This is a genomic window from Bdellovibrio sp. ZFWA1 (assembly GCF_056175665.1).
Genome location: NZ_JBJKJH010000003.1, coordinates 176711 through 188736, shown reverse-complemented (window position 1 = coordinate 188736; position 12026 = coordinate 176711). Strand labels below are relative to the sequence as shown.

Genomic DNA, 12026 nt, shown 5'->3' with positions numbered 1-12026 from the left:
AATCGTGAACACTTCTTTCACATACACAGGTCGAGAGTGGGACGAAGAAGCTGGGCTGTATTATTATCGTGCGCGCTACTACGATGCGAATGTGGGGCGGTTTATTCAGCAGGATCCGCATCCGGGGAAACTGAATCGGCCCGATACAGTTGTGAATCGATATGCCTATGTTAGCAATATGCCAATAATTGCAACTGATCCAAGTGGAAAGTTTGTTTGGATTCCGTTTATATTAGCATTAGGAAAAGCTGTCTTAATGTCCGCAGCCATCGGTGCGCTTGTTGGAGGGGTGATCGGTGGACTTATCGCAAAAAATCATGGAGGAAACTTTAATGAGGGGTTTTTGATCGGAGCTGCCGCAGGGGCAAAATCTGGTGCATTATTTGGGCTAAGTGCCTTTTTATTGGGCGCAGCTTTACCTGCAGTATTTCCTAGTATTAGCGCAAATGCCGTTCAATTAACTTCTGGTGTAATCATGGGGGCAGTAGGAGCAAAAATGGGATCTAAGTATGGCTGGGAAGGAGCGCTAATTGGAGGTGTTGCTGGTTTTGTTGGTGGAATGTTGGGATCTGCGGCTGGATATAATGCGTATCACGCAGGATCAAGTTCTGCTGTGCAAATTACAGTTTCGCCTCCACCTAAAATCCCTGAAAGTCCTGTAGAACCAGTTTTGCCAACAATGGATGATTTAGATCCACAACCTGCACTTCCAGTGGGGCCAATGCCATGATTTGCCTATATAAAAAGAATGGGTTTTATGCATATATTTTTCATATAGCAAGAGGTTCGCTAATTGGTCCTTTAATTGCAGTGCCGATGCTAATCTTATTTGAACTGGGCTCTTATAGTAGGAGTGATGTTTTTTTTAATTTCGGGATTTTTTATATTATTACTTTTTCATCCATACTAATAATCAATGCGATCGAGTTTTGGGGTAGAAAAGATGATTATGTTTTTCGTTCAGATTTTTTAGTTGTTGTTTATAATTTAAGATTAGAAGAGGTTGTGAAAGTTCTTATTTCTCAAGGCTATGGAGTTGATCAATTAGAGTCCCGTGATACGAGTAGAGTATTCATAAAAGAAATTACGTTTGCAACTGGTATTGGAAGTCAAATTAGTGAAGTTCGTAGGTGGTCAGTTAAGCTTAGTAAAAGGAAAGACACGATTTCAGTTTACTTCTTTTTACCTGGAGTTGATTTTTTCGATGGACGACAGATTGCGTATAGAGCAGCCTTGGACTTCGTAAGTAATTTAGATATTAATGTGAAAAGAGAATTTGGTATTCTTGAAGAGAAGAGTTAGGTTTCTATATTTTGATCGCGGCGCTACTACGATGCGAATGTGGGGCGGTTTATTCAGCAGGATCCGCATCCGGGGAAACTGAATCGTCCTGATACTGTTGTTAATAATTATATTTATGCGTTGAATTCGCCAAATAGATATATTGATCCAAGCGGAAGAATTCCAATCGTATTAATTGTGCTTTTTATTGCTTCGTTGAATGGACTTTATCAAGGGAAAAAGAATGCAGATGAAGCTAAGAACGCGGGTTTTGATTCCGGAAAGCAGAATTCTGTTTTTTGGAGTGGATTCTTTTCTAGCTTTCTCTCGACAGTAGCATCGGCATATCTTCCGGGCGGAGCTGTATTGTGGGGTGCCGTTGGAGCCTCAATAAATATATTAGCTACTCAGCAGCAGCTTACGGGTAAGACGAATGTTGGAGAGGCGCTAGCAATTGGATTCACGGTCTCAATAATTAATTTTGCAATAGAGCGGTTTGCGCCGGGTGCAATTGGGGCTGCTTTTAATACTTCAATTTACGGTTCTAGCATTCTTTCGGGGCCGACTAGTATTGGTATTGGTCATATTGTTACGTCTCCATTGGGATCTGGCGTGCCTGAGCATGGATGTGTTGATTCGGATGGTTGTCTCGCAACTAATGGTTCCGGTGGTAAGAAAAATTAAATATATTTTTAAAAAGGGAAATGAAGTGAAGAATATTTCTGGGGTATGTGGGTTAAATTTTTTTGTAACTTTCATGGTCATTGTTATTTTTAGTCTATTTTTACTCTTCTATGTTGAAATCATAAGATTTCATGTTTTGAAAAAATCTATGTTTTCACCGCCAGACTTGGACTTTCGGAATTCGAATGCATTTAGACGGCTTAAATTTGAAATATCTATTTATAGCTTGTTAATTATTCTTCTGTATCCATCAGCAGACCTACTTCATGATGTCTTTAAATATTTAAGCTATGAAGTCATCTATTTTGTTCTTTCATCTTTAGCTGTATATTTTGTTTTGATAAAACGAACGAAATTAATTCTCTTTAAGATTTTATACCTGATAAATATTCTTATTGCAGGAGGAGTATTGGGGTTAAGATGTTATTGTCCAGAAATTGCATTTGATGTCGTTGCAATTTTTGTCTTAATTTGGAGTTTTTCTTTTAGAGTAATCGAGGTGGAAAGTCAGTGGTTGACAAAGGTAAGTTAGTGTTTGGCATGATGGCGGAGAAATGTGTTAGCAGTTGGTCTCGTCGGCTTCGCCTATTAAGGATGGATGGTCGCATGGACTAACAACTGGATCTGCAGCATTTCTTGATGATGCTGCCCTTGCAGCACATGAATATGGTCATACGCTGCAATTTATCGGAATCTCATTTCTAGGAGGTGCAACGAAGCGCCCCTTAGAAAATACATGGCTGGCATATTTATCATTAGGTGCTGCAGGATATATTGGTGGAACAAGTCATTGGTGGGAATTGAATGCAGATCACTTGGGAGGATTGTAGTGCGAATTGTTTGCATAATAATTTTAATTACTTTGAGTTCCGGATTTACAAGAAAAAAGACAACGTTTGTGTCGATGAATTATCATTTTTCAACCTGCCCACATAAGGATTTGAAACCGGGAGATGTGGAAGATACGAATTGGAAGATTAGGGTATTTGATGAATTTTTAGGGAGAAAGTTTTTTAGAGTCTTTGCAGTTAGATCGGAATTTCTTAAAGCTAGTATGGGGGTGAATATGGGTGTTAAACTATACCGAATTTCAAATGAATGCAAAGCAACTGTAATTGCGAGTACCTATAAAGTTGATGATTCCGCAATAAGCCAAGTTAAAAAGGATGTTAAAGATATTTTGGCGGTTATCTATGGAGAGTTGCCGACACTATCTGGCGAGGTTGTAATTTTCGACAAATCTAACTCAGACGCGAAAATCGCCGAAGAATTGAAACGATTAGAGCTACTCAAATATTAAGAACAATACGATGTATTTGGTAGAAGAATACAAAAGTCAGTTTGGTCAAAGGACTTTGAATCTGATCCCAAGAGAACTAAGTTCCCCTCGCTTTACTCGGCTCACAGTTACGCAGTTGGATTGGGTTCATTTTACTCAGATGTTAAAGAAATTAGATGTGATGCTGATAAAGGCGGGGGTAGGAAGGACAAGGAATGCAGAAAGTAGTTTGTGCGATTTTGATTTCAGTTACATTTCTGGGATGTGTTTCTATCCCTAAAGAGGATTTATACAGGCCGAATTTAAATATGGGTCTAAAATGCGTTCATGTTGAATTTAAGCGACTAAGGGAGGGGCCAGTTACCAGGAGGGTTGAAGAATTTTCTATTAACAAGTTTGAAGAGGTTAAGTTCCGTCGTTCGCTAAAAGTCTTAGGATTAGAAACTGAATGTGAGTCTCCGTTGGGAGTTTTTGAATTTACATATGTTTTGCGCGGAGGAATAAAACTTCCATCGGTCGAATTAGCTGCGTCATTACTTACGTTTCTTTCGATGGGCCTTTTTCCATCTAAGAGTGATGTTATTGTTGAGGTATCGTACATTAGAAAAGATTCTTCAAATAGAAAGAGTATTAACTATTTAGTGGCAATTGAACAGTGGAGATCAATTTTTTTGATCACAAAGGAAATTAGTCAGAATAAAGAGTCCCGAGAATTATATGGAATTGATAATTATTTTGACTCTATCGTTATGGCGAAAACTGCAGATTTGATATTGAAAGAAATTGCTAACTGATCAAAATGGACTTTATGCCTATGATGATAAGTCGCAGATACTTAAAGAAGACTATCAGTATCTCTATAACTACGACAATAACGGGAATTTGATCTCGAAGATCCCGAAAGATAGCAATAAAAGCGCCTGGGCTTATCATTATTCAAGTAAGAATCAACTTATGAAGGTCCAATTTTAAAGCTGTCATTTATGATCAAGAAAGTAGGATATTAAAGTGAACTAAGTTCCCCTCGCTCCTCTCAGGTCACAAATTCATGGGGCAGAGGTAATTGAAAATAGTGAAGTTTATGGGGGTATGATTATGAAAGAAGGATTGAAAAGCTATTTTTTTGTTAGCTATATTATTTCATTTTTTCTTTTGGGTTGTATGACGTCAAAGCCAAAAACTTTTCAGGAGTTAAGGGCTGAGGATCAGATGAGATATGATCCGATGTCCCAGGAATATCGTAGGTTTAAAGATAGCGAGTTAGCTCGGCGGCAGGTTTACAAAGAAAATACTGGGGTTTTGATTACAAATGAAAAGGTTGATGAATTATCGGTAGGGAATCTTTATTTCTCGACCGATAAATATACTTATCGATTTTTCATTCGAATGGAGTGCGAAAAGGCAGAGCAGGATTTCTTTTCGTTTCCCCTTCGAAATCAAAAGATAACTTGGAAAATCGGGTCTGAAGCTAAAGGGGTTGCATTTAGTGATAATGATGGACGCCTTGAGTTCGCTTACTCATCCCAAAGACTTGTCAATGATTCATTTATTGAGATTGAATACCAAAAGCATAATTATAAACTTCTGATTACAAGCGGCCCCATGTCACTTGTAATCCCCCAAAATGAATGCCCCGCTTTAAAATAGATTTCCTAAAAGAAATACATGCGGGCCGCAGAGTTTTTTTATTTCAAAAAATCAGGAGTGAAGGTTTCCGGCAAAAGCTCACTAAACTTTAAAGTTTTTAGTCCTTCGCCATCTTTATTGCAAAAGTGCACAAGGGTTTCGCCGGTGGCGAACTCTGCCATGACTTGGCGGCAAAAACCGCAAGGTGGCCAAGCCTCATTAGCGGAAGAGATCACTAAGATTTCTTTTAGGGGCAACTTTGCGCCCTCACTGACGGCTTTCCAAATGGCCACGCGCTCGGCGCAGACGGTTCCACCGAAAGAGGCATTTTCAATATTACAGCCGCCCCAGGTGCTGCCATCGGCCATCAGGACGGCGGCACCAATGCGAGCTTGAGAGTACGGTGAGTGCGATCGCGTCTGAGTTTTACGGGCCAGTTCAAAAAGTTGTTTTTGTGTCGAGTTCATTTGTGTGACGGTCATAGCTGTCCTTAATTAAATACATCCAATCCAGAGTTCTTCAGTATTTTAGAAAGTTCGATCAAAGGCAAGCCTTGTATCGCCGTGAAGTCTGAAGTTTCAATGGCTTCAAAAAGCCCAATCCCATGAAGTTCAATTTTATACGAACCAGCGCAATCGACGGGATTGTCTAATTCGATATATTTTTTAATTTGCAGGTCCGAAAGGGATTTCATTTTCATCAAAGTGATATTTGTAAAGCTGTGAGAGATGTGCCCATCAAATACGCAAACGGCCGTAATTAGTTGATGGGTTTTTCCCTGCATTTTCTTCAGTTGTTCGAACGCTTTTTCAGCCGAGTGAGACTTTCCTAAAATTTGATTTTCAAAGGCCACAAGTTGATCGCCGCCGATGATGACTTTGCCTTCGCATGCTAAGGACTGAGCTTTGCCGAATGCCAGCTTTTCAGCAAGAGCCTGCGGCGCTAAACGTGAGTCTTTGTGCTTTTCTTCATCGAAGCTTGGAGCTTGGGCGGTGAACTCAATGCCAAGTCGTTTCAAAAGCTCTTGGCGATAGCGGCTGGTAGAGGCAAGGACTAACTTTTTGGTATGCGCGTTCATATTTAAATTTCCTAGTAATTTTAACTACGTAGACAGGCTTTTGGGTCTGTCAACGAAGGCTATAGAGGCAGACCATAAGCTTATAGATGAAGAAATAACCTTGAATGCATTTTTATTCTAGTAAAATGAAGCCAAATCAAAGTATTTAGTCTATAAAGCAAGGCCCAATTATGAATAAAACAAATTTACCTGACGTGGCATTAGAATCTCAAAAAACTCTTCAACCTTTGCAAAAAGTAGGAATGAAGGGAATCGAACTTCCGTTACAAATCGTGATCGATAAGGTCGGTTTGCGGCTGGCTGCGAAGGTCGATGCTCAGGTTAGCTTGGATAAAACAGCTTCGCGTGGCATTCATATGTCTCGGCTTTATATGATTGTGCAGAACTTGGCGAATCAAAGTCTTTCGCTTCACGAGATGGGCGAAGCCGTTCGTGCCTTTTTAAATACTCATCAGGATTTATCGACGCAGGCTTTTTTGAGCGTGGCCTTTGAAGTCCCGGTCTTGCGAAGGGCTTTAAAGTCCCAGAACGCGGCTTGGAGAACCTATCCAGTGCGCTTGACGGCCGAGTTTAACTCTTTGCAGGCGGTTCCGAAATTCTACGTTGAAACTGTTGTGACGTACTCTAGCACATGCCCGGCTTCAGCGGCGCTTTCTAGGCAGTTGATTCAAGAGAACTTCCAAAAAGATTTTGGTGGTCGCCAGGTAGATCCAGAGTCGATTCAACAGTGGTTGGGAAGCACTTCGGGGATTATTGCAACTCCTCACGCTCAGCGCAGTCGGGCCCGTGTGAAGGTTGAAGTGGCTGCTGATTTTAACTTTGTGGACCTGATTGACTGGGTTGAGGAAGCCGTGCAGACGCCCGTTCAGGGGGCGGTAAAACGGGAAGACGAGCAGGAGTTTGCTCTTCGCAATGGTCAAAATTTGATGTTTTGTGAGGATGCGGCTCGCCGAGTTTTTGGAGTCCTTGATATTCAGCCGTCGGTTTTGGATTTTGTGGCCGAGATGAGCCATTTAGAGTCTTTGCACCCTCATGATGCCGTGGCTCAGGTAAATAAGGGCTTAAAATTAGAAGCTTTCTAGTCTTTTTGTAAGATAGGTCTTACTTGCTGCAAGCTAAATGAAAACAATTTTCACTAAGCTTGCTCCTTTCCTAAAAACTAGGTTATACCCCTTTAAGACCATGAAGGGAAACCTATGTCTGATTCGTTGAAAACACAAAAGCCAAAGTCCACGTTGCCATTTTTGCCTCGTCAGCAAGACGAGGATATTATTTTGCATAGTGAAGACTTTAGCGATGACGAGCTTAAAAGAATCATTCGGGCCTTAAACCTGAAAGTCACAAATCAGCGCATGGCTATTTTGAAGTGTCTTCATGAAGGTCGTCGCCACGTAACGGCTCAAGAGCTTTTTGAGCGTGTGAACAAAGATCATCCCGATATTGGCTTTGCTACGGTTTATCGTTTTTTAAGAACCTTGACCGAAGGAAGCTTCGTGACAGAGGTTCGAATGGGTGGACTGCCAGCTCGCTATGAGCTGACCCCGAAAGGGCACCACGATCATTTAACCTGCGTTAAGTGTGGGAAGATTGTCGAGTTTGAAAATCGTGCAATCGAGCAGTTGCAAGAAAAAGTGGCTCAGCAGTTTGGATTTGCTCTGACTCACCATATCCTTGAGCTTTATGGGGTTTGTTCAGATTGTCAGGCATCAGCTAATAAAGGTAAAAATTAAGACGGCACAAGGTATTAACTTTGAATTACTTGCTCGTTCTTCCTAGCTTTCCTACAATGGGGCTCCGTGATTTTCAGCAAGGAGTCCATTGTGTCCAATACCTCGTCTTCCGAGTCTTCTAATAAGGCCAAATCGACTTATCAAGATCCAGGTATATTGGTTCGTGGCGCGAAAGAGCACAATCTCAAAGATGTTTCGGTGCATATTCCTCGCAATAAAATCACAGTTTTCACAGGGCTTAGTGGTAGTGGTAAATCATCGTTAGCTTTTGATACGGTTTATGCCGAGGGCCAACGGCGTTATGTCGAAAGCTTGTCAGCCTATGCCCGAAACTTTTTAGAGCAGTTAAAGAAGCCCGAAGTCGAATCGGTGACCGGGCTATCTCCGGCCATTGCTATCGATCAAAAGTCAGTCAGTACCAATCCTCGGTCCACCGTGGGAACCGTGACCGAGGTCTATGACTATTTGCGGTTGCTTTATGCTAAACTCGGTGTTCCGCTCTGTCCGACTCATAAAATTCCCGTGGCTTCGCAAACGCCTCAGCAAATTATCGATGATATATTTAAAAAAGGGCAGGGAGTTAAGTTTTTTATTTTAGCTCCGATGGCTCAGGGGAAAAAAGGTGAATTCTTGGCCGAGTTTCAGCGCTGGGCAAAGAAAGGTTTTGTTAAAGCAAAGGTTGACGGTAAGTTCCTTGAACTTGAAAAAGCCACCAAGCTTGCAAAGACCAAAACCCACGATATTGATTTAGTGATTGATCAATTAATTCTAAAAGATAATTTAAAACTTCGACTGTCTGAGAGTATCAATACGGCTCTTTCAATGGCTAACGGCCGTTTGATTATCGAGTACACTTCCGGCGAGAGGGTCAACTACTCTTTACACTCGGCTTGCCCTGAATGTGGTTATTCGTTTCCAGAAATTGAGCCCCGAATGTTCTCCTTTAATAATCCCAGGGGGGCTTGTCCAGACTGCAATGGGTTGGGGACTCAGGATTTGATCGAGGAAGAGGTTTTTTCCGAGGGAGAAGTAGGAAGTCGTAAACTTGAAAAAGTGACCTACAAACTAAAAAACGGAAAGAAGGTGGATGAGGATTCAGACGAAGACGAGGCAGACATTGAGCTGTCTGCTTGTCCAACCTGTAATGGTAGTCGCCTGCGTCCGGAAGCCACCAACGTGTTGATCGCCGGAAAAACAATTTCTGAATATGCACAACTTTCGACGACAGAGCTTCGCGACTCTATTGCTAACATCAAATGGAAATCCAAAGAGCAGATGATAGCAGAAAAAATCGTGAAGCAAATTGTGTCTCGATTAGACTATATGATTCGGGTGGGGACTGGTTATTTGTCGATGGATAGATCTTCGGCGACCCTTTCCGGCGGGGAAGCTCAGCGAATTCGTTTAGCCACGCAGGTGGGTTCTTCGTTAATCGGTGTACTGTATGTGATGGACGAGCCAAGTATCGGTCTTCATCCTCGTGATCATCATCGTTTGCTTGAAATCATCGGTGAGCTGCGGGATCGCGGAAATACGATCCTGTTGGTTGAACATGATGAAGACACGATTCGTTATGCTGATTATGTCGTGGATTTAGGTCCTCGTGCTGGAAGCTTAGGTGGAGCGATCATGGCCGAAGGCACTCCTTTACAAATCGAAAAAAATCCCAACTCGCTGACAGGAAAATATTTGTCAGGTGAAGTGCGCATTCCCGTCCCTAAAAAGCGACGCCCAGGGAATGGGGCTAAAATAGTAGTCCGGGGTGCAAAGGGAAATAACTTAAAGAACGTGACAATGGAGCTGCCGTTAGGAACTTTTGTTTGTGTCACGGGGGTTAGTGGATCTGGGAAATCCACGTTGATCATGGATACCTTGTACAAAGTATTAGCGAAGCAATTTTACCGAGCCGAGGTTGTACCAGCTGCTTATGAAAAAATTGAAGGCGTTGAGCATATTGATAAGGTTATTGATATTAGTCAAAAACCGATTGGTCGAACTCCAAGATCGACGCCAGCAACTTATGTGGGATTGTTGCCGTTGATTCGTGATCTTTATGCCAACCTGCCGGATTCAAAGCTGCGAGGCTATGAACCTGGCCGCTTTAGTTTTAATGTGAAGGGCGGACGCTGCGAGACTTGTATGGGGCACGGTCAGATTCGGATGGAAATGCATTTCTTGGCCGATGTTTTTGTCACCTGTGACACCTGTCTTGGGAAGCGATACAACCGCGAAACTTTAAATGTAAAATATAAAAACAAATCGATCGCCGAAGTTTTGGATATGACGGTCGAAGAAGGTTTAGAGTTTTTTAAAAATCATAACCATATCCATCGCAAATTGCAGACTTTGCATCGGGTGGGATTGGACTATATGACCTTGGGGCAAAGTTCGACCACATTGTCGGGTGGCGAGGCGCAGCGGGTGAAGCTTTCAAAAGAGCTTTCTAAGCGCGGTACTGGAAAAACGCTCTATATTTTAGATGAGCCAACAACGGGATTGCATTTTGAAGACGTGCGTAAACTTGTAGAGCTTTTGCAAGAATTAACAGATCAAGGAAATACAGTTTTGGTCATTGAGCACAATCTGGAAGTGATCAAATCTGCCGACTGGGTTGTTGATCTGGGGCCGGATGGCGGTAAGGCTGGCGGCGAAATCGTTGCTGCGGGCACTCCCGAGCAAGTTGCAAAGGTGAAGCGCTCTGAGACATCAAGATTTCTGTCTAAAGTTTTGACTTGAGTTGTTGTGTTACTTGATGTCTTCGTTGCTATTATTGGTGTTGTTATCAGGTCTTGATGAATTGCCGTCGACTTCTATTTTAAATTGAATGATTTTAGAGGCAATTGTTTCTGTTTCCGCGTTCATCTTGTCCGAGGCTTGAGATAAGATACTTGCCATATGTGCGTTGTTTTGAGTGGCTTGATCCAGCAGATTTAGGGCTTGGTTGATTTGATTAATGCTTTCTGCTTGCTCCTTGCTAGATGATGCGATCTCGGTTGAAAGAGATTCCACTTTATTGACGCTGTTTACAATAACATGAAATGATTCTTCCGACTGATGAACAATTTTATTTCCTCGATGAACACGTTCTTGAGTTTCGTGTATAAGACTTGAAATATCTTTTGCGGCGGTCGCACTTCTTTGTGCCAGAGTTCGAACTGCATCTGCGACGACAGCGAATCCCTTGCCGTGTTCTCCCGCGCGGGCGGCCTCGACCGAGGCGTTTAAGGCCAATAGGTTGGTCTGAAAAGCGATGTCGTCAATCACGTCGGTGATCTCGGATATTTTTTGCGAGCTTTCAGAGATTTGTTTCATAGCATTTGCTAAATGAGAAAAATCATTACGGCCAGTTTCGGCCGAGTCACGTGCTTCTTTGGAAAGGTCAAGGGCTAATTGTAATTGTTGATCGTTTTGCTTTACTAGATTCATGATCATACTTAGAGAGGCTACGGTCTCTTCAAGTGATGCTGCGGCGGTCGTGGAGCCGTTATTGAGTTCGCGTGAGGTGTTATTTACTTCTAAGCTGACTTGTTGGACTTGATAGCTAGACCCGTTCAAATCTTCAACTAATAAGATGAAGCGTTTTGTGGTTCTGCTGGCAACAATCATCATGATTAGAGATGATAGAATTACAGCCAATAAGCTAAATCCTAAGGTCATTTTTTTTGCAATTTCTGTTTCTTTTGTAGAGGCGGCGGAAACAGTTTGCTGCTCTTGCATACTTAATAACACAAGTTCAGAAAATCTTTCTGAAAGGGGAGTTGAAGTGCTTCTGACTGAAGATGTCATGTAGTATTTTGCCATCTCGTCCCAGCGAGGTTCATTTTTATCGAGGGTGGTTATAGTTTTGGTGTGGGCTTCTTTGAAGCTCATCCATAAGGGTTCGATTTGAGAGATGATCTTTAATGTTTCGTCCGAATGCTTGTAGCCTTTGTGTGCGGTCAATCCCTTTTCAAAATCATCTATAGCTTTTGTGGCCAGTTCGCGATTAATTTTTCGTTGTTCCAAATCAAGTCCCGAAGCATACATAGACCAAGCGTAACGAATAGAGGCTTGAATCGAACTATTCATTTGACCAACAGCTTCGAGTTTTGGCATTTCGGTTTGGGTCAAATTTGACACTTCGCTCGAAAGTCTCGTAAAATAGTAATAGGAAATTGTTACGATGACTCCTAGAGAAGAAAGCTGCAACAATACTGGAATTAGAAATCGTAGGCGGAGCCCGTTAAACCATTTCATCTTTGAGTCTCCTTATTAAGGAAATGCCCGAACTAAAACAAAAGAATTATCTAAGATTTGACTCCTATCGGTAGAGGAAGCTTGGGGCTGTACTTGTCTTATTAAAAATTAA

The 12026-nt window shown here is 42.0% G+C and carries 13 protein-coding genes and 1 pseudogene; 11 read left to right on the top strand and 3 right to left on the bottom strand.

All coding sequences use genetic code 11. The features are described 5' to 3' along the window. From AC04MN_RS14720 to AC04MN_RS14685, 8 genes and pseudogenes are all read left to right on the top strand, one after another. A partial coding sequence (locus AC04MN_RS14720; protein WP_475383973.1) for an RHS repeat domain-containing protein occupies window positions 1-730 on the top strand: 730 nt, incomplete at its 5' end. Beyond that, on the top strand, window positions 727-1302 hold the full coding sequence (locus AC04MN_RS14715; RefSeq protein WP_475383972.1) for a hypothetical protein: 576 nt from the start codon (window positions 727-729) through the stop codon (window positions 1300-1302). The genes AC04MN_RS14720 and AC04MN_RS14715, both read left to right, overlap by 4 nt. 30 nt (window positions 1303-1332) lie before the next feature. After that, a pseudogene (locus AC04MN_RS14710) lies at window positions 1333-1965 on the top strand (RHS repeat-associated core domain-containing protein); the annotation flags it as partial. A 566-nt stretch (window positions 1966-2531) separates the two neighbouring features. After that, the gene (locus AC04MN_RS14705) at window positions 2532-2795 is read left to right on the top strand and encodes a hypothetical protein (RefSeq protein WP_475383971.1); all 264 of its coding nucleotides are present in this window, start codon (window positions 2532-2534) and stop codon (window positions 2793-2795) included. A 236-nt stretch (window positions 2796-3031) separates the two neighbouring features. Further along, complete coding sequence (locus tag AC04MN_RS14700) at window positions 3032-3265, top strand: hypothetical protein (RefSeq protein ID WP_475383970.1); 234 nt, start codon at window positions 3032-3034, stop codon at window positions 3263-3265. A gap of 194 nt (window positions 3266-3459) precedes the next feature. Next, window positions 3460-4038 (top strand): hypothetical protein, encoded by a 579-nt coding sequence (locus tag AC04MN_RS14695; protein WP_475383969.1) that lies wholly within the window; start codon window positions 3460-3462, stop codon window positions 4036-4038. Continuing rightward, a complete protein-coding gene (locus AC04MN_RS14690) occupies window positions 4028-4216 on the top strand; it encodes a hypothetical protein (protein WP_475383968.1) in 189 nt (62 codons plus the stop codon). The genes AC04MN_RS14695 and AC04MN_RS14690 overlap by 11 nt, the downstream gene beginning before the upstream one ends. Window positions 4217-4339: 123 nt before the next feature. After that, entirely contained in the window at window positions 4340-4891 is a 552-nt protein-coding gene (locus AC04MN_RS14685) for a hypothetical protein (protein WP_475383967.1), read from the top strand. A gap of 38 nt (window positions 4892-4929) precedes the next feature. Here AC04MN_RS14685 and cdd read toward each other — a convergent pair whose 3' ends face one another. Then, window positions 4930-5352, bottom strand: coding sequence for a cytidine deaminase (gene cdd / locus AC04MN_RS14680; protein WP_475383966.1), 423 nt, complete (start codon window positions 5350-5352; stop codon window positions 4930-4932). An 8-nt stretch (window positions 5353-5360) separates the two neighbouring features. Beyond that, the gene (locus AC04MN_RS14675; RefSeq protein ID WP_475383965.1) at window positions 5361-5948 is read right to left on the bottom strand and encodes a Maf family protein; all 588 of its coding nucleotides are present in this window, start codon (window positions 5946-5948) and stop codon (window positions 5361-5363) included. Between the two features lie 170 nt (window positions 5949-6118). On the opposite strand from AC04MN_RS14675, the gene folE2 reads away from it, so the two are divergent. From folE2 to uvrA, 3 genes are all read left to right on the top strand, one after another. Then, the gene (gene folE2 / locus AC04MN_RS14670; RefSeq protein ID WP_475383964.1) at window positions 6119-7030 is read left to right on the top strand and encodes a GTP cyclohydrolase FolE2; all 912 of its coding nucleotides are present in this window, start codon (window positions 6119-6121) and stop codon (window positions 7028-7030) included. Window positions 7031-7144: 114 nt separating this feature from the next. Further along, window positions 7145-7678 (top strand): Fur family transcriptional regulator, encoded by a 534-nt coding sequence (locus tag AC04MN_RS14665; protein WP_475383963.1) that lies wholly within the window; start codon window positions 7145-7147, stop codon window positions 7676-7678. 90 nt (window positions 7679-7768) lie between these two features. Then, the gene (gene uvrA / locus AC04MN_RS14660; RefSeq protein WP_475383962.1) at window positions 7769-10414 is read left to right on the top strand and encodes an excinuclease ABC subunit UvrA; all 2646 of its coding nucleotides are present in this window, start codon (window positions 7769-7771) and stop codon (window positions 10412-10414) included. A 9-nt stretch (window positions 10415-10423) separates the two neighbouring features. Here uvrA and AC04MN_RS14655 read toward each other — a convergent pair whose 3' ends face one another. Continuing rightward, complete coding sequence (locus AC04MN_RS14655) at window positions 10424-11914, bottom strand: methyl-accepting chemotaxis protein (protein ID WP_475383961.1); 1491 nt, start codon at window positions 11912-11914, stop codon at window positions 10424-10426. Between the last annotated feature and the right edge of the window lie 112 nt (window positions 11915-12026).

Excerpts from the sequence above, each read along its gene's own strand:
- AC04MN_RS14715 (WP_475383972.1), top strand. The coding sequence starts at position 727 with ATGATTTGCCTATATAAAAAGAATGGGTTTTATGCATATATTTTTCAT.
- AC04MN_RS14700 (WP_475383970.1), top strand. The coding sequence starts at position 3,032 with ATGGGTGTTAAACTATACCGAATTTCAAATGAATGCAAAGCAACTGTA.
- AC04MN_RS14695 (WP_475383969.1), top strand. The coding sequence starts at position 3,460 with ATGCAGAAAGTAGTTTGTGCGATTTTGATTTCAGTTACATTTCTGGGA.
- AC04MN_RS14685 (WP_475383967.1), top strand. The coding sequence starts at position 4,340 with ATGAAAGAAGGATTGAAAAGCTATTTTTTTGTTAGCTATATTATTTCA.
- cdd (WP_475383966.1), bottom strand. The coding sequence starts at position 5,352 with ATGACCGTCACACAAATGAACTCGACACAAAAACAACTTTTTGAACTG.
- AC04MN_RS14675 (WP_475383965.1), bottom strand. The coding sequence starts at position 5,948 with ATGAACGCGCATACCAAAAAGTTAGTCCTTGCCTCTACCAGCCGCTAT.
- folE2 (WP_475383964.1), top strand. The coding sequence starts at position 6,119 with ATGAATAAAACAAATTTACCTGACGTGGCATTAGAATCTCAAAAAACT.
- AC04MN_RS14665 (WP_475383963.1), top strand. The coding sequence starts at position 7,145 with ATGTCTGATTCGTTGAAAACACAAAAGCCAAAGTCCACGTTGCCATTT.
- AC04MN_RS14655 (WP_475383961.1), bottom strand. The coding sequence starts at position 11,914 with ATGAAATGGTTTAACGGGCTCCGCCTACGATTTCTAATTCCAGTATTG.